This window comes from Luteimonas sp. Soil_C_16 (assembly GCF_057657295.1).
This window is the reverse complement of the sequence record NZ_JBDGIS010000004.1, coordinates 309,408-329,171: the sequence shown is the minus strand read 5'-3', so window position 1 is coordinate 329,171 and position 19,764 is coordinate 309,408. Positions and strand designations below refer to the sequence as shown.

Genomic DNA, 19,764 nt, shown 5'->3' with positions numbered 1-19,764 from the left:
CCGATGCGACGTTATCTGCTGGCAGCCATGACGCTTGGATTCTGCAGCGCTGCAATCGCGCAACCATCCGATACGACGGCAGGTGCGTCGTCGGCCCTCAATCTCTTGTGCGAGGGCGGGTGGTGGAAATCGGGCGGGACGGTCGGGCGTTCCGGGGACGGACGCGTGCGGCTGAAGCTCGACGGTGGGCAAGGCACTGTGCAACTGCCCGAAGCGCTTTCCGCGCCGACCCGGAACAGCGTCGACGGGTGGATTCCGCTGCAGGATCTCGTGATCGCCGAAGAGCAGATCACTGCCAAGCTGCGTTTCAACATGATTGCGTCGGCGCGCATCGAGATCGATCGCATCAATGGCGTGCTCTATTTCTCGGGATCACCGGGCAATTTCGAGGGCGATTGCCGACCCTACGATCCCGCCGTGCTCGAACGCGCGTTCTGAGCGTCGCGCGCCTGACTCAGAACCCCATCAACAAACCACCGTTGACCGGCAGGTTGATGCCGGTGATGTAACCGGCATCGTCGGCGACGAGAAACACGACCGCGCGCGCGATGTCGTCCGGCTGGCCGACGCGGCCGACCGGCACGCTGGCGACGGTGCGGGCGAGCACCTCGGGCGGCATCTTCGATGTCATCGGTGTTTCGACATAACCGGGCGACAGACTGTTGACGGTGATGCCCTTGGCCGCGACTTCGCGGGCCAGCGACATCGTGAACCCGTGCAGGCCGGCCTTGGCCGCGGCGTAGTTGGTCTGGCCGAAGTTGCCGGTCTGGCCACTGACCGAACTGATGTTGACGATGCGGCCGAAGCCGCGCGCGACCATGCCCTCGACCGCGGCGCGGCACAGGTGGAAGGCGCTGTCGAGATTGATGCGCAGCACGTCGTCCCACTGCGCGGTGTCCATCTTGCGCAGCGTCGCGTCGCGGGTGATGCCGGCCGCGTTGACGAGGATGTCGAGCCGGCCGTGGCGCGCTTCGACGTCGGCGATCGCAGCCGCGCAGGCGTCGGCATCGCCGACATCGACGGCGAGCGTGGTCACCGGCAGGCCGGCCATGTCGGCCGCGAACGCATCGAGGCGCGCGGCGTCGGCCTGCAGATCGGCGGCGACGACGTGCACGCCGCGTTGCGCGAGTTGCCTGCAGATGGCGCGGCCGATGCCGCCGAGGCCACCGGTGACGATGGCGACGCGTGGTGTCTGGGTCATGCTGGGGATTCCGGAAGCGGACACGACAACGGCGCGGAATCCGCGCCGTGCCGGTGGTGCGGAAGGATCAGCGGCCGCGCTTGGGCGGATCGCGATCGGCAGGCTTGGCGCTCGGCGTCGCGGCGCCAACCATCGTCTTCTGGAATTCCTTCCACAGGTCGAGGTTGCGCTCCGTGAGCTGGTTCATCATCGTCCACGGCGTCTGGCCGAGCAGGCCGCCCATCTGCTGGCGGAACTGCTGCTGCTGGTCGAGGAAGGTCTGCATGGAGCGCTCGAGGTAGTTGCCCATGAAGCCCTGCATCGAATCGCCGTAGAAGCGGATGATCTGGCTCAGCAACTGGGTCGACAGCACCGGCTCACCGTCGGACTCGTGCTCGGAAATGATCTGCAACAGCACCGAGCGGGTGATGTCGGTGCCAATCTTGGCGTCGCGGACTTCGAAGTCCTCGCCGTCGACGATCAGCTGGCGGACGTCTTCGATGGTGATGTAGCTGGAGATTTCCGTATCGTAGAGGCGACGGTTCGGGTACTTCTTGATGATGCGCACGGCACTGCTCATGAAGCCAACACTCTGATCCTTTGATGCTGCGCAGCATGGCGCAGCGGATTGGGGGGCGCAACTGGACGAAGGGGCTGAACGGGGCCGCGCCGCGCCGCGACGCGGGCCGTCCGCGCACATACGGTGCCGTCGGTCCGCGCGCGATGCGCGGCGCGCGTCACCAGCCCATGTGGTGGCCGCCGTTGATGTCGAGGTTCGAGCCGGTGATCCACGCGGCTTCGTCGGCGACCAGGAAGTTCACCGCGTAGGCGATCTCCTCCGGGCGGCCCAGGCGACCGGTCGGAATGTCGGCGGCGATCTTCGCGCGGACTTCCTCCGGCACCGCCATCACCATGTCGGTGGCGACGTAGCCGGGCGAGACCGTGTTGACGGTGATGCCGAGCTTGGCGTTCTCGCGCGCCAACGAAATCGTGAAGCCGTGCATGCCGGCCTTGGCCGCGGCGTAGTTCGCCTGGCCGTACTGGCCCTTCAAACCGTTGATCGAGCTGATCTGGATGATCCGGCCCCACTTGCGATCGCGCATGCCCTCGATCACCGGGCGCGTGACGTTGTAGACCGAATTGAGATTGGTGTTGATGACGTCCTGCCACTGCAGCGCGTGCATCTTGTGGAACGTGCCGTCGCGGGTGATGCCGGCGTTGTTGATCAGGATGTCGATCGGGCCGAGCTGCGCTTCGACATCGCGCACCATCTTCTCCGCCTCTTCGTGATCGGACACGTCGCCCGAGGCGATCGCGATCTCGTAACCGGCATCGCGCATCTGCGCCTGCCAGGCCTGCGCCTTCTCGGCGTTGCGATAATTGGTCGCCACGCGATAGCCGTTGTCGGCCAGCCGCTTCACGATTGCCGTTCCGATACCGCCGGTGCCGCCGGTCACCAGTGCCACGCGTCCGCTCATGCCGTCCTCGTCTGTGGGGTGCGCTGCCGGTCCGACAGCGGGTTTTGCAGTCTATGCATCGCGCGTTGCAGCAGTGTTGTGCGATGCAGCAATCACGATGTCCTGCGTCGGCACACGTGCGATGTCGAAGCGTGCGGTCGCGTGTTCGAGAAACGCAGACGGCGTGTCCGCGTCGATCCCCGCTTGCCCCAGCGTGTGCCAGACGGCGTGCAACGCGGGCATCGGGTCGCGGGCATCGACGGGTAGCGCAAGTTCCGATTTCGACAGCTTGCGGCCGTCGCCATCGAGCAGCAGCGGCAGATGCGCGTAACGCGGCGTCGGCAGACCGAGGATTCCCTGCAAGAGGATCTGCCGGGCGGTGGAGTCGAGCAGGTCGGCGCCGCGCACGACATCCGTAATGCCCTGGTCGCCGTCGTCGACGACGACCGCAAGCTGATACGCCCAGAAGCCGTCCGCGCGACGCAAGACGAAATCGCCGACTTCGACATCGACCTGCTGCGTCTGGGGTCCGCGGATCGCGTCGACGAACTCGATCGTCGTGCCCGGTTCGACCCGCAGGCGGATCGCGGGATCGGGGCGCGTGCCGCTCGCACGACACACGCCGAGATGACGACCGCTTGTTGCGGCGAGATCGGCGCGGCTGCAATGACAGACGAACGCGTGCCCGCGCGCGAGCAGAGCGTCGACGACGGCGGCATAGCGCGCATCGCGCGTGCTCTGCACGAGCACCGGTCCGTCGTGCTGCAGGCCGAATGCCTGCAAGGTCGCCAGTTGCCCTTGCGCCGCGCCTGTGACTTCGCGCAGACGGTCGACGTCTTCGATGCGGACGGCCCAGCTGCCGCGCGCCTGTCGCGACATCACCCAGCTGCCAAGCGCGGCGAGCAGCGAGCCTGCATGCAGTGGACCGGTGGGCGAGGGCGCGTAACGTCCGCGATACGCGGACGCATCGGAAGCGCGCATCAAACTGTCTGGCACATGAACTGTCATGGGGTCGCCACTGTGCCTTGCACGCTGCCGAATTGAAATCGTGCGTTCGTGCACGCAGATTGTCGCGTCACGTTTCCATCTCCGCCTGGCGCAGGCGTCATCCGGACTCAAGGTACCCAATGTTCAAGCGTTTCGGCCTACTCATCGCCACCAACCTCGCCGTGCTCGCGCTGGTCAGCATCGTCATGGCGATCTTCGGCATCAATCCGTCCACCTACGCCGGACTGTTCGTGTTCGCGGCCCTGTTCGGCTTCGGCGGCGCGTTCTTCACGCTCGCGATCTCGAAGTGGTCGGCCAAGCGCGCGACGGGCGCCTACGTCATCAAGGACCCGCGCGACGAGTCCGAGCGCTGGCTGGTCAACACCGTGCGTCGCCAAGCCGAGCAGGCCGGCATCGGCATGCCCGAGGTCGCGATCTACGACGCGCCCGAGATCAACGCCTTCGCCACCGGTGCCAACCGCAACAACGCGCTGGTCGCGGTGTCGACGGGCCTGCTGCGCTCGATGACGCGCGATGAAGCCGAAGCCGTGTTGGGCCACGAAGTCGCCCACGTCGCCAACGGCGACATGGTGACGATGACCCTGCTGCAGGGCGTGCTCAACACCTTCGTGATCTTCCTGGCCCGCGTGGTTGGCCGCGCGATCGACGGTTACCTCAATGGTGGCCGCGACAACGGCGGTGGCGGCATCGCGTACTTCGCGATCGTGTTCGTGCTGGACATGATCTTCGGCCTGTTCGCCTCGATGATCGCGATGTGGTTCTCGCGCTACCGCGAGTTCCGCGCCGACGAAGGCGGCGCCGCACTGGCCGGCCGCGAGAAGATGATCGCCGCGCTCGAGCGCCTGGCCCAGACCTACGGCCAGAGCACGATGCCCAAGACCATTGCCGCGTTCGGCATCAGCGGTGGCGTGGGCCACGGCCTGAAGAAGCTGCTGATGAGCCACCCGCCGCTGGAAGAGCGCATCGCCTCGTTGCGGAATGCCCCGCCGAGCCGGGATTCGGTGCGGCAGGGGATCGTGGCTTGATTCATCGGCCAATGTGACAAGCGAAAAGCCCGCCGGAAGGCGGGCTTTTTCTTGAACGTCTTTCAGTCGGCCTCCTGCGGAGCCTGGATTCCGGGAAGAGCCCGCAGCGCCATTTGAACCCGTCATTCCGGCGAAAGCCGGAATCCATCTTGATCTTCCCGGGAAGTTTGCAGGTCAAAGTCAAAATGGATTCCGGCTTTCGCCGGAATGACGGCGTGGGGCCACGCGCGGTCCTAAATCCCCCTCCCAGCCTTTCGTCACCGGCGGGGTAACGGGCGGAGCGCGGCAGGCGATCGCTAGCTCGCGTGTTTCTTCTGCGCCGCCTCGAACGCCGCCAGCTGCTCCGGCGTCGCCTCCTTCTGGTGCTGCGCCTTCCATTCCGCGAACGGCATCCCGTAGACCGCCTCGCGCGCCGCATCCTTGTCCAGCGCCACGCCTTCCGCATTGGCTGCGTCGCGGTACCAGTCCGCCAGGCAGTTCCGGCAGAAGCCGGCGAGGATCATCAGGTCGATGTTCTGCACATCCGGGCGCGCGTCGTTGAGATGCGACAGCAGGCGGCGGAACGCGACGGCCTCGACGCGGGTGCGGGCGTCGTCGGACAGGGTGGGGATGGCATCGGCCATGGGAAGAACTCCGGGGCGGGAAGCCCGACAGGATCGAGGCGCATGCCGGTGCCTGCAAGCCCGGGCCCGAATCGGGGACAATGGCGGGCCCCCAGACGCTCGAGCCCGCATGACCGCCGTCGACTCCATTCCGGCCCGTATCCTCGACGGCAAGCGCATTGCCGACACCCTGCTCGACCAGCTGCGCGTGCGCGTGGATGCGCGCGTCGCGTCCGGCGGGTCGCGCCCGGGGCTTGCCGTGGTGCTGGTGGGCGGCGATCCGGCCTCGCAGTCCTACGTGCGCAACAAGCGCCGGGCGGCGGAGAAGGTGGGCATTCAGGCCTTCGATTTCGATCTGCCCGTCGGCACCACCGAAAGCGAACTGATCGCGCTGATCGACCGTCTCAATGCCGATCCGGCCGTGCACGGCATCCTCGTGCAGTTGCCGCTGCCGGGCATTCCGGACGCGACCCACATCATCCACCGCATCGATCCGCGCAAGGACGTCGACGGCTTCCATCCCGAGAACGTCGGCCGCCTCGCGCTGCGCCAGTTCGGCCTGCGCCCGTGCACGCCGCGCGGCATCACGACCTTGCTGGCCTACACCGATCGCCCGGTGCGCGGCGCCAGCGCGACGATCGTGGGCGTCAGCAACCACGTCGGCCGGCCGATGGCGCTGGAACTGATGATCGCCGGCTGCACCGTCACCACCTGCCATCGCTTCACCCCGCCGGACATCTTGCGCCGGCACGTGGGCGAGGCCGACATCCTGGTCGTCGCGGTGGGGCGTCCGTCGCTGATTCCCGGCGACTGGGTCAAGCCGGGCGCGGTGGTGATCGACGTCGGCATCAACCGCATCGAGGACGGCCGCCTGGTCGGCGACGTCGGCTTCGACGCCGCCGCGCAGCGCGCCAGCTGGATCACGCCGGTGCCGGGCGGGGTGGGGCCGATGACCGTGGCCACGCTGATGCAGAACACGCTGGAAGCGGCCGAAGCGGCGCACTGATCCCCGCAACGCCGGTCCTCCGGGCCGGCGCAGATGCACGCCCGCGCACCGCTGCGTTGCCTGCGTCGAGGCCTCAAACGCGCTAGAATGGCGCGCTTCCTCCTCCCCGGCACCCCGCATGCTGCGCATCCAGGCCGAAGCACTCACGTACGACGACGTATCGCTCGTTCCCGCCCACTCCTTGATCCTCCCCAAGGATGTCCGGCTCGCCACCCGCCTGACGCGCGACCTGCGCTTGAACCTGCCGATCGTCTCCGCGGCGATGGATACCGTCACCGAAGCCCGCCTCGCGATCGCGATGGCCCAGCTCGGCGGCATCGGCATCGTGCACAAGAATCTCAGCGTCGAGCGCCAGGCCGCCGAGGTCTCGAAGGTCAAGAACTTCGAAGCCGGCGTGATCCGCGAGCCCTTCACCGTCGGCCCGGACACCACCATCGGTGAAGTCCTGCGCTTGACCCGCGCGCGCAACATCTCCGGCGTGCCGGTGGTCGACGGCAGCCGCCTGGTCGGCATCGTCACCGGGCGCGACCTGCGCTTCGAGACCAAGCTCGACGATCCGGTCCGCAACGTGATGACCAAGCAGGACCGCCTGATCACCGTGCGCGAAGGCGCCAGCGACACCGAGGTGCTGGCACTGCTGCACAAGCACCGCATCGAGAAGGTGCTGGTGGTCAACGACGATTTCGCGCTGCGTGGCCTGATCACGGTCAAGGACATCCAGAAGGCGCACGACAACCCCAACGCCGCCAAGGATGCCGACGAGCAGCTGCTGGTCGGCGCCGCGGTGGGCGTGGGCGGCGACACCGAGCAGCGCGTCGAAGCGCTGGTCGCGGCCGGCGTCGACGTGATCATCGTCGACACCGCGCACGGCCATTCGCAGGGCGTGCTCGACCGCGTGAACTGGGTCAAGAAGACCTACCCGCAAGTGCAGGTGATCGGCGGCAACATCGTCACCGGCGAAGCGGCCAAGGCGCTCGAAGACGCCGGCGCGGACGCGGTGAAGGTCGGCGTGGGTCCGGGTTCGATCTGCACCACGCGCGTCGTCGCGGGTGTGGGCGTGCCGCAGGTCACCGCGATCGACATGGTCGCCGAGGCCCTGCAGGACCGCATTCCGCTGATCGCCGACGGTGGCATCCGTTACTCGGGCGACATCGGCAAGGCGCTGGTCGCCGGCGCATCGACGGTGATGATCGGCGGCCTGTTCGCCGGCACCGAGGAAGCCCCGGGCGAAGTCGAACTGTTCCAGGGCCGCAGCTACAAGAGCTACCGCGGCATGGGCTCACTGGGCGCGATGGAGCAGGGCTCCAAGGACCGCTACTTCCAGGATTCCTCGGACGCCGACAAGCTCGTCCCCGAAGGCATCGAAGGCCGCGTGCCGTACCGCGGCGCGCTCGGCGGCATCATCCACCAGCTCGCCGGCGGCCTGCGCGCGACCATGGGCTACGTGGGCTGCGCGACCATCGAAGACATGCGCACCCAGCCGAAGTTCGTGAAGATCACCGGCGCCGGCCAGCGCGAGAGCCACGTGCACGACGTCACGATCACCAAGCAGCCGCCGAACTACCAGGCGGGCTGAGGCCGCGGCATCACGCACCGATCCGGGATTCGCGAAAGCGGATCCCGTTTCGTATCCGGCTTCCACGCACCGCATTTCCCAGCGCCACGCGCCACCACATTCCAGACAAAACCAAGCCGATGACCGACCTGCACAGCGACAAGATCCTGATCCTCGACTTCGGCGCGCAGTACACGCAGCTGATCGCCCGCCGCATCCGCGAGCTGGGCATCTACTGCGAAATCTGGGCCTGGGACCACGATCCGGCCGAGATCGCTGCGTTCGCGCCCAAGGGCATCATCCTGTCGGGCGGCCCGGAATCGACCACCGAACACGGCTCGCCGCGCGCGCCGCAGGAAGTGTTCGACGGCAGCCTGCCGCTGCTGGGCATCTGCTACGGCATGCAGACGATGGCCAAGCAGCTGGGCGGTGAGACCGAAGCCGCAGACGCGCGCGAGTACGGCCACGCCGAAGTCGCCATCGTCGCCAAGGACAGCCTGTTCGAAGGCCTGAGCGATCACGCCGGCGCCCAGCGTCTCGACGTGTGGATGAGCCACGGCGACCACGTCAGCGCCGCGCCGCCCGAGTTCACCGTCACCGCCAGCACCGACCGCGTGCCGGTGGCCGCGTTCGCCAACGAGGACAAGCGCTGGTACGGCGTGCAGTTCCATCCCGAAGTCACGCACACCAAGCAGGGTCTCGCGCTGCTGCGCCGCTTCGTCGTCGACATCTGCGGCTGCGCCACGCTGTGGACCGCGGCCAACATCATCGACGACCAGATCGCGCGCGTGCGCGAGCAGGTGGGCAGCGACGAGGTCATCCTCGGCCTCTCGGGCGGCGTGGATTCGTCCGTCGTCGCCGCGCTGCTGCACAAGGCCATCGGCACGCAGCTGACCTGCGTGTTCGTCGACACCGGCCTGCTGCGGCTGGGCGAGGGCGACCAGGTCATGACGACCTTTGCCGATGCCTCCAGCTCGCACGGCCTCGGCGTGCGCGTGATCCGCGTCGACGCGCGTGACCGCTACTTCAGCGCGCTCGCAGGCGTGAGCGATCCGGAAGCCAAGCGCAAAATCATCGGCAACCTGTTCGTCGAGATCTTCGACGAAGAGTCCAACAAGCTCAGCAACGCCAAGTGGCTGGCGCAGGGCACCATCTATCCCGACGTCATCGAGTCGGCTGGCAGCAAGACCGGCAAGGCCCACGTCATCAAGAGCCACCACAACGTCGGCGGCCTGCCCGAGCACATGAAGATGGGCCTGGTCGAACCGCTGCGCGAGCTGTTCAAGGACGAAGTGCGTAGGCTCGGCGTCGAACTCGGCCTGCCGCGCGAGATGGTCTACCGCCACCCGTTCCCGGGCCCGGGCCTGGGCGTGCGCATCCTCGGCGAGGTCAAGGCCGAGTACGCCGAGATCCTGGCCAAGGCCGACCACATCTTCATCGAAGAACTGCGCCGCGCCGACCTCTACGACAAGACCAGCCAGGCGTTCGCCGTGTTCCTGCCGGTCAAGTCCGTCGGCGTCGTCGGCGATGCCCGCGCGTACGAGTGGGTGATCTCGCTGCGCGCGGTGGAGACCATCGACTTCATGACCGCCCACTGGGCGCACCTGCCGTACGACTTCCTCGGCCGCGTCTCCAACCGGATCATCAACGAAGTCCGCGGCGTCTCGCGCGTGGTCTACGACATCAGCGGGAAGCCGCCGGCGACAATTGAGTGGGAGTAGGGCGGCGGTCTCACCGCAATTCGTAGTTTAGTTTTTAGTGTTCATGACACGTGACGGTATTCGTGTTTGTTCCCAGCGCAGATCTGCCGAAATGGTTATGACTTGTGCGGCGGTACGGGCGCTGCGCTGCCTGCGGCGGACCGCTGTTAGGCGCGATTCGTCACTACAACGCTATTACAGCCTTGACATTTTGATTTATTTGGCAAAAATAGGCTGATCCAGCCAAAATTTTGCCAAATAAAGCATATGCAAACTGTGGTCGAGCTCGGTCAAGCGGTGGCAGAGCGGCGTCGTTTGCTTGGCCTCAAACAAGGTGATATCGCTGCTCAAGCAGGATTGACCCAAGAGGCGCTTTCTCGTTTCGAGCGCGGAAAGCTCGCCGAGTTCGGGTCACGCAAGCTGCTGGCCCTGCTGTCTGTTTTGGGGATGGAAGTCAGGTTCGAAGAGTCAGGATCATCTGGTTCTCTTGACGAGCTGCGGCGTGAACGCGGTGGCGATCCATGAATCTGTCTGTCTCCGTCATGGGGCGCGAGGTTGCATCGCTCGAAGCGATCGGCGACTTCAAGAGCAAGCTGAGCTATCACGATGACGTCGTCCAGGACGATTTCGTCTCCCTGACTATGCACGTGCGACGCGATCCCTATCTCTGGGATGACGTGCTCCATCCTGTGTTCCAGATGAACCTGCCAGAGGGGTATCTACTGCAGGTGCTGCAAGAACGCTTCGGTCCGCACGTGGGCGCAAGCCCTGCAGCCCTGTTGTCCGTCATCGGACGCAACATGATCGGGCGTGTGCAGGTTGCGCCCCCCGGTGCTGCGCTGGATGCGCCGGCGAAGCCGTTGGATGTCGCGCAACTGTTGCAGGGCGACAACTCAGAGGAAGCCTTCGCCGATCTGGTTCGGGAGCATGCGACCAGTGGCGTGTCGGGCGTCGTACCGAAGTTTCTAGACTCGAGTGGAGAAGGCGGCGGGGTCGCTCCGTACACTAAGGCCACGCTGCTGACGCATCACCACATAATCAAAGGCTCGTCGCGACTTCTGCCCTTCGTCTCCCTCAACGAACATCTCTGCATGGAAGTTGCGCGCCGGGTGACGCCCGCCGCAGCCACCAAGATATCCAGCGATGGTCAGGCATTGGTAGTGCAGCGCTTCGATGTCGATGCGAACGGTGAGCGCGCATGGGGCATGGAAGATTTCTGCGCATTGCTCGGCTTGCGCCCGGCGAACAAGTACGAGACAACCTGGGAGCGCATCGCACGGGCCGTTCGCGATCATGTGTCCGCCGAAAACCGTCCGGATGTCTTTAAGCAGATGGCGACGCTTTTATTGCTCACCTACGCACTCCGGAATGCCGACTGCCACGCGAAGAATCTAGGCCTGCTGTACACGCGGCGGACTGATGTCCATCTCACGCCGGTCTACGACATGATCACCACGGCCGCGTATCCGAATTACATCAACAATCCACCTGCCATCGGCTTCATGGGTAAGAAAACATGGGATCCAGGCAGGCATCTGCAAACCTTCATCACAAACACGTTCGGCGTGCCTGCTCGAAACCAAGCTGACATCATTGAGCAGATTGGAGAGTCAATCATCGGAGTCGCGCCGCAGGTGCGGGATGCGATGGATGCGCATCCCGGGTTTGTCGAGATCGGCAAGCGGATGCTGCTCGCCTGGCAGAATGGCATTGGAGGCCTTCGCGACAAGCGGACCTATGCAATGGGAGACCTTGCACTGGGCGACGCTTTTACGACCTTCTCGGATCCGGAACCGGTCAACTCCGATCGAAGCTTAATCGGACGATCGGACCTGCTCGGTGGCAGGTCATGAAGCACTATCAGGCAGATCTTTCTGCAGGCTCGCTCATGCTGCCCGAGAGTCGCCTTGTGGCGCGGCTGCTCATCGGCGGCGTGACAAATGAGAAGTGGGAGCAGGCCATCAAGATCGACAACATTCTGCAGAAGTCTTCTCAAGCGACTGCCGTCCGTCAGGCACGACTGATTCGTCTGCGTCTGGAATCCGCAGATCCTGCGCTTTGGCCATTGGTGGCCGATGGTGACAAGGAGGTTGCAACGCAGACACTGTTCGCAGCAGCGATTCTCCACAGCGAACTCCTCCGCGATTTTATACGCGGCGTGGTGGCGGACCACGCGCGTCGGCTCGAGTTCAAGCTTTCCCCGCGGGACTGGGATCGCTTTCTTGCGGACTGCGCATCAAGCGATCCCGCTGTGGCGCGCTGGACTGAATCTACGCGACGCAAGCTGCTGCAGGTCATTCTCAGGATTCTCGCTGAAGCCCGTTGTCTTGAATCCACGCGTTCGCTGCGTCTGCTTCAGCCTCATATTCATCCTGTCGTTGCGGACATGCTCAGGCAATCAGGGAAACAGCGCTTGCTTCAATTGATGGAGCTCCAGGCATGAGTGACGAATTTCGGCAACGCTTGAACCGGGTCGGAGAGCGCTTGGCGACCAACGAACTGCTGACCAACAAAGGCTTGGGCAATGAGATCGGCTTTTGGGTCTTCGACTATCCGCCTGAGCATGAGATGGAGGTTCGGAGCTATGTCGATGACGTTCTGCTGCCCGCCCTCACGAAGCGGCAGCCGGCCGTCCGCCCGGCGGTCATCGACCTTTTCAAGCTCATCATCGATCTACTCGAGGACCGCAACCTCTACACGCGGGTACTGGATATCCAGAACAGCAGGGGAGATGACGCGGCGTTGGCTGCGCTCAGGCCGGTGTTGAAAGAGGACAAGCTGGCGGCGCGAATCGCGGCCCGAATCGACATGCAACAGGTTGATGTCTTGCTGCTTACCGGCGTGGGCGCGTCTTATCCCATGCTGCGCTCCCACACACTTCTGACCGCTCTGCAGGCGACCATGCAGCATCTTCCAGTCGTGATGTTCTATCCCGGTCGTTACGACGGATTCTCGTTACGACTCTTCAACACGCTGGCTGACGACCATTATTACCGGGCGTTTCGGCTCGTCGAATGACACAGGGGGCTACACCAGACATGAAGATCCGTGACCTTTTTCGCAAACCAATCGATCGACCGATCAATGGCGTCATCAAGGCAGACCAGCGGGATGCCGGCAGCGTCTGGCAGGAGCTGGACGAATATGTCGTCACCAAGCAGCTTGCCGAGCACTTGCGTAAGTTCTTTGATGCCTATCTCGCCGCTATGGACAATCCTCGCGACCCGGCGCTGACCGATCGCATGGGGGTCTGGGTGTCCGGTTTCTTCGGCTCGGGCAAGTCGCATTTCATCAAGATCTTGTCCTATCTGCTTGAGAATTACGAAGCAGTTGATCCGGCAACAGGCGAGAAGCGTCGCGCGGCTGCATTCTTCGATGCGCACAAGATCAAGGATCCATTGCTGCTCGCCGATATCACGCGCGCGACCCGTGGCAGCGCTGACGTCATCCTGTTCAACATCGACGCCAAGGCGGACAGCAAGTCAGACCGGGATGTGATCCTGCAGGTGTTCCTGCGAGTCTTCAACGAGAAACTCGGGTTTTCGGGAGACGCTCCGCATATCGCCCAGATGGAGCGCCATCTGGTCTCGCGAGATGCGTATGGGGTCTTCCAGGCCGAGTTCGAAAGAATCCATGGCAGTCCTTGGATTGCGGAACGTGATGCCTTCAACTTTCTGCGTGATGAAGTGGCTGGCGCGTTGGCCGTCGCACTCAAGATGTCAGACGTCTCGGCAGCCAAATGGTTCGACGATGCGCAAGCCAATTTCACCATCAACATCGAGGGCTTTGCCAAGCTCCTGCGGGAATACCTCGATGCCAGGGGGCCTGACCACCGCATCATTTTCCTAGTGGACGAGGTCGGGCAGTTCGTAGGCGCAAACACGCAACTGATGCTGACCTTGCAGACCATCACCGAACAGCTCGGCACGCTTTGCAACGGACGTGCCTGGGTCATTGTCACCAGCCAGGAAGACATTGACGCTGCGATAGGCGAGGCCAACAAGGCGCGGTCCCAGGACTTTTCGAAGATCCAGGGTCGCTTCCATACCCGTCTGTCGCTGGCCAGCTCCAACACCGACGAGGTCATCGGCGAGCGTCTGCTGGCAAAAACCGAAGCCGCGCATGACGCATTGCGCGATGTCTTTCAGAGCAAGGGCGACATCATCAACAACCAGCTGTCGTTCGTCGGCAACGCAGTGATCATGCGCAGCTACCGGGATGCGGCCGACTACGTCGCCACGTATCCATTTGCGCCCTACCAGTTCACGTTGCTGCAGAAGATCTTCGAGGCCATCCGCAAGGTCGGGGCCACAGGCCAGCATCTCTCGCGAGGTGAGCGCTCCTTGCTGGATGCTTTCCAGTCGGCTGCCAAGCAGAACGGCGAGCGGGGCATCGACGCCTTGGTGCCGCTCTACGATTTCTATCCGTCGATCGAGAGCTTCCTTGATACTGCGGTCAAGCGGGCCATCGATCAGGCCGGCGAGGATGCCTCGCTGGAGCAGCAGGATATCCGCCTGTTGAAGACCCTGTTTCTGATCCGCCACATTGCCGAAGTGGTCAAACCCACCATCGACAATCTCGCAACCTTGTCCCTGTCGGAAATCGATGCCGACAAGCTGCAGCTCAAGCGGGAGATACAGCAAAGCCTTGAGCGTCTGGAGCGGCAGCGCCTGGTCAACCGCAATGGCGACCAGTGGTTCTTCCTGACCAATGAAGAGCGCGACATCGCGCGCGAGATCGGTCATGTGGAGGTGTCGGCCGCCGACAAGTCCAAGCTGCTGGCCGAGATCGTGTTCGAGGAGGTCCTGGCTTCCCAGTCGAAAGTTCGCCACCGCGACACCAAAGCCGACTACGAGTTCAATCGGCTCCTTGACGCGCTGCCGTACCGCAATGCCGCTCATGCACTGAGCCTGGACGTACGCACGCCGCTGGGCGATGACTACGACATGCTTAAGCCGGACAAATGCATCCTGCTGAGCGCGGAAGGTCATGGCCGTGCCCTGATCCGGCTGGCCGAAGGCGATCGGCTGGACGTGGAGCTGACGCTTTACCGGCAGATCGAGAAATTCGTCGACAGCCCGAAGGCCAGCAGTGCCACACCCTCGCTGAAGAAGATCCTTCTCGAGCGCAAGGACGAAAATCGGGAGCGCCGTCAGCGCTTGGTCGCGCAGATTGCGGAGCTGATGGTGCGCGGCGACTTCTACGCAAAAGGGCAAAAGGTGCAGTCGAAGGCGGCCAGTCCCTCGGCGTTGTTGGACGAGCTGATCAACTACCTGATCACCAATACCTACAGCAAACTGCCGTATCTCAAGGTGCGCCAGAACGATCCCTTGACCGAGATCCGTGCGCTGCTGGCCATTGATGACATCGGTCAACGCCAGTTGGCGCTGGGGGGTGACGAGGGCAACCCGCAGGCTTTGGATGAAGTGCGCCAGTACCTGCAGCTCAGTGCCAGTACCAACCGGGTGCTGCTGTCTGATGTCATCGACCGATTCACTGGTATTCCCTTTGGCTGGAAGCCCGATTGGGAGGTTGTACTGCTGGTCACGCGCCTGTTCATGGCTGGCGAGATCAAGCTGACGATGGGCGGTTCGGACCTGGATCCGAAGTCTGCGTTCGAGCCGCTGTCCAAGGCAGTGCAACACAGGCAGATCTCCATCCTCAAGCGCAAGACGGCCGACGCCGGCAGCATCACCCGCGTGGCAGATCTTTATCGCCAGCTGTTCTCGTCCTTGCCGCGCAAAGACGAAGACGGCGTGGTCAGTGATTACCGGGAGCGGTTGCAGGGTTGGCAAGCGGAGCTGAAGGCAGCCCAGGGCCTGGCGTCGCAGCAGCACCATCCCGGCGGCGACAAGATCGCGGCGCTGCTAGCCCTGATAGGGAAGCAGCTTGCAGTGCGTGATCCCTACGAGTTCATTGAGGGGCTTAACAGGGACCGCGACGCCTGGCTGGATGCGGGCGAGGACTTCTCCGACGTCAATGGTTTCTACACCAGTCAGCTCGTCTCCTGGCGCAAGCTGCTGGCCGCGGCGACACGCTTCTCAGTGAATAGCGCCGCGCTGGCGGGAGATGCCAAGGCCAGTGCAGCGCTCACCGAAATGCTGGCCATCCGAGAAGAGCAGGCGCCCTACGCCCGGATTAATCGAATCGACCCATTGATCGCGACGGTCGAAGCCAGCAACGATGCAATGGTGCAGAGCGGGCGGGCAGCGGCGATCCTGGCAGTCGACAAGAAGATCACGGAAGTCACCCGTGCCTTGCAGGACGTGTCCGCGGACGCAGACCTCAGCAATGCGGCCCTGCATCCGCTGCAGCAGCAGAAACTGAGTATTGGCGCCTCCGTTAGCCTCCCGGAAATCAGCTATTTGGAACAAGGTGCCGGGCAGCTGCTGGATGAGGCCATGGACCGGATCATTGACGCCTTGAAGCGGCAGTCCGCGATGAACGGAACTTCCACTGCGGCTGCCTCGGCAACTGCTAGCAGCAAGGCAATCAAGCCAACAGCGCCCACTCCGAAACCGTCGCAGACCGTGCGGCCGTCTGAGTTGGCCGCCCGTCCATACCTCGAATCCGAGGCGGAGGTGGATCTCTATATCGAAGCGCTGCGCTCAGAGTTCGCGGCCATCCTGAAATCAGGCAAGCGGATCCGGATCCAGTAATGAATACAGGTCATCTCAAAAGTTATGCGCCACAGGCACGCAAGGATTTCATCGCCGCGGTGAGCGCACGCGCCAACCTGTTGGGCCTTAGCGAGGCGAACGGTGTGCTACAGGTCGCTGATGCTCAGGTGTCCGGTGATCTGGTGATGATCGCCGGCCGTGCATGGCCACAGCAGATCAACGAACAGCGCAGGAAGTTGATCGCGCGCATGCAGCAGCAGGGCTTTGGGCAGACAGCGGAGGCGGTGGCCTACTCGTGGTTCAACCGCCTGGCGGCGCTGCGCTTCATGGAGCTGCACGACTACCTGGGACATGGTCGGCGCGTGTTGTCCAATCCACAGGGTGGTTTGCCGGAGGTGTTGACGCATGCGCTGGATCTGGCGGAATCGAATGCGCTGCCCGGGCTGACCGTGGAGACGGTGCGGGAGTTGATGCTGGCCAACCAGGATGCGGAGCTGTATCGACAAGTGTTGATTGCGCAGTGCAATGCGCTGCATCAAGCAATGCCGTTCCTGTTCGAGTCACTGGGGGATGAAACGGAGCTGTTGTTGCCGGAGAATTTGTTGCTAACCGATTCGGTGGTCAACAGGTTGGTGCAGTCCATTCCGGAGGCGGATTGGCAGCAGATCGAGATCATTGGCTGGTTGTACCAGTTCTATATTTCGGAGAAGAAGGATCAGGTGATCGGCAAGGTGGTGAAGTCGGAGGACATTCCGGCGGCCACGCAGTTGTTCACACCCAACTGGATCGTGAAGTACATGGTCCAGAACTCTCTGGGTGCGCAGTGGTTGGCGACGTATCCGGATTCGCCGCTGAAGGGGCAGATGGAGTACTACATCGAGCCGGCGCAGCAGACGGATGAGGTCAATGCGCAGCTTGCGGCGATTACGCCGAGCAGTCTGGATCCCGAGGCGTTGACGCTGATGGATCCCGCGTGTGGATCGGGACACATCCTGGTGGAGGCCTACGACTTGTTCAAGGCGATCTATATGGAGCGGGGGTACCAGCTGCGGGATGTGCCGAGGTTGATTCTGGAGAAGAATCTGTTTGGTCTGGACATCGACGAGCGTGCGGCTCAGTTGACCGGCTTTGCGCTAATGATGAAGGGGCGGGCAGATGACCGGCGGCTGTTTGGGCGTGGGGTGACACTCAATGTTATGGCGCTGGTCGATAGCGCTGACTTCGACGCAGAGGGATTGTCTAAGTCGGTTGAGCTTGAGGATTACGGGCTGAAGCTGGGGGACCTCACGGCGCTGAAGCGGCTGTTTGATCACGCGACGACGTTTGGGTCGTTGATTCAGGTGTTGGAGGGACTGGCGAAGAAGCTGCCAGCACTTGAGAAGCTGAGTGCGGCGACTAGCCGGGACCTGTTTGTGTCGAATGCACTCAAGCGCTTGGAGCCATTGGTACAGCAGGCTGAACTGCTGGCGGCACAGTACGACGCGATAGTGGCGAACCCCCCATATATGGGTGGAAAGGGTATGAACGTGCTCGTAAAGACGTTTGCAAAAGACAGATTCCCTAATGCCAAAAGCGATCTCTTCGCATGCTTCGTTGAGAGAGGCTATTCCTTGCTGAAGGATGCAGGGTGCATGTCCATGGTTACCATGCAGAGCTGGATGTTTTTGTCATCGTTTCAAAAATTCAGAGAATACCTTCTGCGCGAGAAAACTATTCGAACGATGGCGCAGATTGGATTCAATAGCTTCCCATCCATGAACTCAAAGATTGCAATGGCGACGGTATTTTCTGCGATGAACAGAAACGTTCCAAGATTCTGCGGATCTTTCCAGAATTTGAATCGCGCACCCCAGAGTTCGAATAAACAGGAAGTTTTTCTTGCTAAGAATCCGAAGGATTTGTTCTGTGTTTCAGCCGAAGAGCTTCTGTTGATTCCAGGTGCGCCAATTGCGTACTGGGTTAGCGATAGGTTTCGTGAGATTTTCTCAGAAATTCCGCCACTAATTTCGAAAGTCGAGCCGCGTCAGGGCTTGGCCACTGGGGACAATGGGAAGTTTCTTCGCTATTGGCATGAGGTCGCTGCGAATCGATCGACGATACTCGATGTGGCCTCTGACCGGTTACAGAGATCGGCCAAATGGTTCCCATGTAACAAAGGTGGCGAAATTCGCAAGTGGTACGGTAACAACGAGTATGTCGTCAACTGGGAAAGCGGCGGTCGAGATCTTCATGCGTTCAAGCCTCGATCAGTGATTCGTAACGAGCGGTATTACCTGCGTGAAGGAATTACTTGGGGGACAATCTCACTTCATCTGACCATGCGTTATACCCCTCCTGGGTTTCTTTTTGAAACAAAGGGAGCGATGTGCTTTGCGGAATCAAATGATCAGTTGATGGCAGTCATGGCATTCGCCAATTCACCATTGGTGAACTATTTTCTGTTGGCCCTTTCCCCTACGCTGGACTTTCATGAAGGTCCGGTTGGACGGTTGCCATACTTAGAAAGCTGTGGGGCACAATGCGTGGTAAATGCACGAGCCTGCGCGGATCTTGCAGCATCGGATTGGGATTCTTACGAGCGCTCCTGGGACTTTCCATCCTTACCGGTCCTCAGAGCTTCCTCCGATGCCCCTACCAGCCTCGAAACAAGCTACATTCTCTGGGTTACCCAGAACCGCGACAACGTTGCCAAGATGAAGCGTCTCGAAGAGGAAAATAACCGTCTCTTCATCGACGCGTACGACCTGCAGGATGAACTCTCCCCCGCCCTTCCCCTAGAGCAGGTAACTCTCACGGTTAATCCCGCCTACCGCTACGGCGGAAAACTCACTGAAGACGAGCAATGGGCTCGTTTCCGCACCGACACGATGCAGGAGGTGATCTCCTATGCCATCGGCTGCATGATGGGCCGCTACAGCCTCGACGCCCCGGGCCTGATCTACGCCGACGCCGGCAACCTCGGCTTCGACCCCTCCCGCTACACCAGGTTTTCCGCCGACGCCGACGGCATCGTCCCCCTGACCGAAGACCTCTGGTTTGACGATGACGCTGCCGTAGGCATCCGCAAATTCCTGCTGGCCGTCTGGGGTGCCGACACACTCGACCAGAACATGACCTGGCTGGCCGAAAGCCTGGGCCGCAAACCCAACGAAGCGTCTGAAGACACCATCCGCCGCTACCTGGCCGACAAGTTCTTCAAAGACCATCTGCAGACCTACAAGAAGCGTCCCATCTATTGGCTGTTTTCCAGCGGCAAGCAAGGCGCCTTCCAGGCACTCGTCTATCTGCACCGCTACAACGCCGGCACCTTGTCGCGTCTGCGCGCCGAGTACGTCGTACCCCTGACCGGAAAAATGCAGGCCCGCATCGAACAGCTGGAACGTGATGCCATCACCGCCAGTTCCACTGCGATACGCAACCGCGCCAACAAACAACTCGAACGCCTGCGTAAACAACACCTGGAGCTGCTGGCCTATGACGAACAACTGCGCCACTACGCCGACATGCGCATTGAACTGGATCTCGATGACGGCGTAAAAGTGAACTACGGCAAGTTCGGCGACCTGCTGGCCGAGGTTAAAGCCATCGTCGGTACCAAGGACGAGGACTGA

The 19,764-nt window shown here is 62.5% G+C and carries 16 protein-coding genes; 11 read left to right on the top strand and 5 right to left on the bottom strand.

The genetic code is table 11. From position 1 onward, the window contains the following. The first annotated feature begins 3 nt into the window (after positions 1-3). Positions 4-438, top strand: a complete 435-nt coding sequence (locus AC3A5T_RS10180; protein WP_487628468.1) for a hypothetical protein — start codon at positions 4-6, stop codon at positions 436-438. Positions 439-454: 16 nt separating this feature from the next. On the opposite strand, the gene phbB (AC3A5T_RS10175) is transcribed toward AC3A5T_RS10180, so the two are convergent. From phbB (AC3A5T_RS10175) to gluQRS, 4 genes are all read right to left on the bottom strand, one after another. Then, entirely contained in the window at positions 455-1,201 is a 747-nt protein-coding gene (phbB, locus tag AC3A5T_RS10175; protein ID WP_487628467.1) for an acetoacetyl-CoA reductase, read from the bottom strand. Positions 1,202-1,268: 67 nt separating this feature from the next. After that, on the bottom strand, positions 1,269-1,760 hold the full coding sequence (gene phaR, locus AC3A5T_RS10170; protein WP_487628466.1) for a polyhydroxyalkanoate synthesis repressor PhaR: 492 nt from the start codon (positions 1,758-1,760) through the stop codon (positions 1,269-1,271). A gap of 157 nt (positions 1,761-1,917) precedes the next feature. Continuing rightward, a complete protein-coding gene (gene phbB, locus AC3A5T_RS10165; RefSeq protein WP_332077333.1) occupies positions 1,918-2,658 on the bottom strand; it encodes an acetoacetyl-CoA reductase in 741 nt (246 codons plus the stop codon). Between the two features lie 51 nt (positions 2,659-2,709). Further along, the gene (gene gluQRS, locus AC3A5T_RS10160; protein ID WP_487628465.1) at positions 2,710-3,618 is read right to left on the bottom strand and encodes a tRNA glutamyl-Q(34) synthetase GluQRS; all 909 of its coding nucleotides are present in this window, start codon (positions 3,616-3,618) and stop codon (positions 2,710-2,712) included. A gap of 146 nt (positions 3,619-3,764) precedes the next feature. Between gluQRS and htpX the strand changes: the two genes are divergently transcribed. Further along, positions 3,765-4,670 (top strand): protease HtpX, encoded by a 906-nt coding sequence (htpX, locus tag AC3A5T_RS10155; protein ID WP_487628464.1) that lies wholly within the window; start codon positions 3,765-3,767, stop codon positions 4,668-4,670. A gap of 296 nt (positions 4,671-4,966) precedes the next feature. Here htpX and AC3A5T_RS10150 read toward each other — a convergent pair whose 3' ends face one another. Continuing rightward, positions 4,967-5,293, bottom strand: a complete 327-nt coding sequence (locus AC3A5T_RS10150; RefSeq protein WP_487628463.1) for a DUF1244 domain-containing protein — start codon at positions 5,291-5,293, stop codon at positions 4,967-4,969. A gap of 109 nt (positions 5,294-5,402) precedes the next feature. Here AC3A5T_RS10150 and folD point away from each other — a divergent pair, with 109 nt between their 5' ends. From folD to pglX, 9 genes are all read left to right on the top strand, one after another. After that, entirely contained in the window at positions 5,403-6,278 is an 876-nt protein-coding gene (gene folD / locus AC3A5T_RS10145; RefSeq protein WP_487628462.1) for a bifunctional methylenetetrahydrofolate dehydrogenase/methenyltetrahydrofolate cyclohydrolase FolD, read from the top strand. Between the two features lie 118 nt (positions 6,279-6,396). Next, a complete protein-coding gene (gene guaB / locus AC3A5T_RS10140) occupies positions 6,397-7,854 on the top strand; it encodes an IMP dehydrogenase (RefSeq protein WP_487628461.1) in 1,458 nt (485 codons plus the stop codon). Between the two features lie 119 nt (positions 7,855-7,973). Further along, the gene (gene guaA, locus AC3A5T_RS10135) at positions 7,974-9,554 is read left to right on the top strand and encodes a glutamine-hydrolyzing GMP synthase (protein ID WP_487628460.1); all 1,581 of its coding nucleotides are present in this window, start codon (positions 7,974-7,976) and stop codon (positions 9,552-9,554) included. A gap of 246 nt (positions 9,555-9,800) precedes the next feature. After that, positions 9,801-10,058: an XRE family transcriptional regulator gene (locus AC3A5T_RS10130; RefSeq protein ID WP_487628459.1), complete on the top strand. Its 258-nt coding sequence runs from the start codon at positions 9,801-9,803 to the stop codon at positions 10,056-10,058. After that, positions 10,055-11,386: a type II toxin-antitoxin system HipA family toxin gene (locus AC3A5T_RS10125; protein ID WP_487628458.1), complete on the top strand. Its 1,332-nt coding sequence runs from the start codon at positions 10,055-10,057 to the stop codon at positions 11,384-11,386. Before AC3A5T_RS10130 ends, AC3A5T_RS10125 begins: the two co-directional genes overlap by 4 nt. Further along, a complete protein-coding gene (locus AC3A5T_RS10120; RefSeq protein ID WP_487628457.1) occupies positions 11,383-11,976 on the top strand; it encodes a DUF1819 family protein in 594 nt (197 codons plus the stop codon). Before AC3A5T_RS10125 ends, AC3A5T_RS10120 begins: the two co-directional genes overlap by 4 nt. After that, a complete protein-coding gene (locus AC3A5T_RS10115; RefSeq protein ID WP_487628456.1) occupies positions 11,973-12,551 on the top strand; it encodes a DUF1788 domain-containing protein in 579 nt (192 codons plus the stop codon). Before AC3A5T_RS10120 ends, AC3A5T_RS10115 begins: the two co-directional genes overlap by 4 nt. A 20-nt stretch (positions 12,552-12,571) precedes the next feature. Continuing rightward, positions 12,572-16,192, top strand: coding sequence for a BREX system P-loop protein BrxC (brxC, locus tag AC3A5T_RS10110; protein ID WP_487628455.1), 3,621 nt, complete (start codon positions 12,572-12,574; stop codon positions 16,190-16,192). Next, positions 16,192-19,764, top strand: a complete 3,573-nt coding sequence (gene pglX, locus AC3A5T_RS10105) for a BREX-1 system adenine-specific DNA-methyltransferase PglX (RefSeq protein WP_487628454.1) — start codon at positions 16,192-16,194, stop codon at positions 19,762-19,764. Before brxC ends, pglX begins: the two co-directional genes overlap by 1 nt.

Excerpts from the sequence above, each read along its gene's own strand:
- guaA (WP_487628460.1), top strand. The coding sequence starts at position 7,974 with ATGACCGACCTGCACAGCGACAAGATCCTGATCCTCGACTTCGGCGCG.
- guaB (WP_487628461.1), top strand. The coding sequence starts at position 6,397 with ATGCTGCGCATCCAGGCCGAAGCACTCACGTACGACGACGTATCGCTC.
- gluQRS (WP_487628465.1), bottom strand. The coding sequence starts at position 3,618 with ATGCGCGCTTCCGATGCGTCCGCGTATCGCGGACGTTACGCGCCCTCG.
- phbB (WP_332077333.1), bottom strand. The coding sequence starts at position 2,658 with ATGAGCGGACGCGTGGCACTGGTGACCGGCGGCACCGGCGGTATCGGA.
- AC3A5T_RS10180 (WP_487628468.1), top strand. The coding sequence starts at position 4 with ATGCGACGTTATCTGCTGGCAGCCATGACGCTTGGATTCTGCAGCGCT.
- phaR (WP_487628466.1), bottom strand. The coding sequence starts at position 1,760 with ATGAGCAGTGCCGTGCGCATCATCAAGAAGTACCCGAACCGTCGCCTC.
- AC3A5T_RS10130 (WP_487628459.1), top strand. The coding sequence starts at position 9,801 with ATGCAAACTGTGGTCGAGCTCGGTCAAGCGGTGGCAGAGCGGCGTCGT.
- AC3A5T_RS10150 (WP_487628463.1), bottom strand. The coding sequence starts at position 5,293 with ATGGCCGATGCCATCCCCACCCTGTCCGACGACGCCCGCACCCGCGTC.
- pglX (WP_487628454.1), top strand. The coding sequence starts at position 16,192 with ATGAATACAGGTCATCTCAAAAGTTATGCGCCACAGGCACGCAAGGAT.
- brxC (WP_487628455.1), top strand. The coding sequence starts at position 12,572 with ATGAAGATCCGTGACCTTTTTCGCAAACCAATCGATCGACCGATCAAT.
- phbB (WP_487628467.1), bottom strand. The coding sequence starts at position 1,201 with ATGACCCAGACACCACGCGTCGCCATCGTCACCGGTGGCCTCGGCGGC.
- AC3A5T_RS10120 (WP_487628457.1), top strand. The coding sequence starts at position 11,383 with ATGAAGCACTATCAGGCAGATCTTTCTGCAGGCTCGCTCATGCTGCCC.
- AC3A5T_RS10125 (WP_487628458.1), top strand. The coding sequence starts at position 10,055 with ATGAATCTGTCTGTCTCCGTCATGGGGCGCGAGGTTGCATCGCTCGAA.
- folD (WP_487628462.1), top strand. The coding sequence starts at position 5,403 with ATGACCGCCGTCGACTCCATTCCGGCCCGTATCCTCGACGGCAAGCGC.
- htpX (WP_487628464.1), top strand. The coding sequence starts at position 3,765 with ATGTTCAAGCGTTTCGGCCTACTCATCGCCACCAACCTCGCCGTGCTC.
- AC3A5T_RS10115 (WP_487628456.1), top strand. The coding sequence starts at position 11,973 with ATGAGTGACGAATTTCGGCAACGCTTGAACCGGGTCGGAGAGCGCTTG.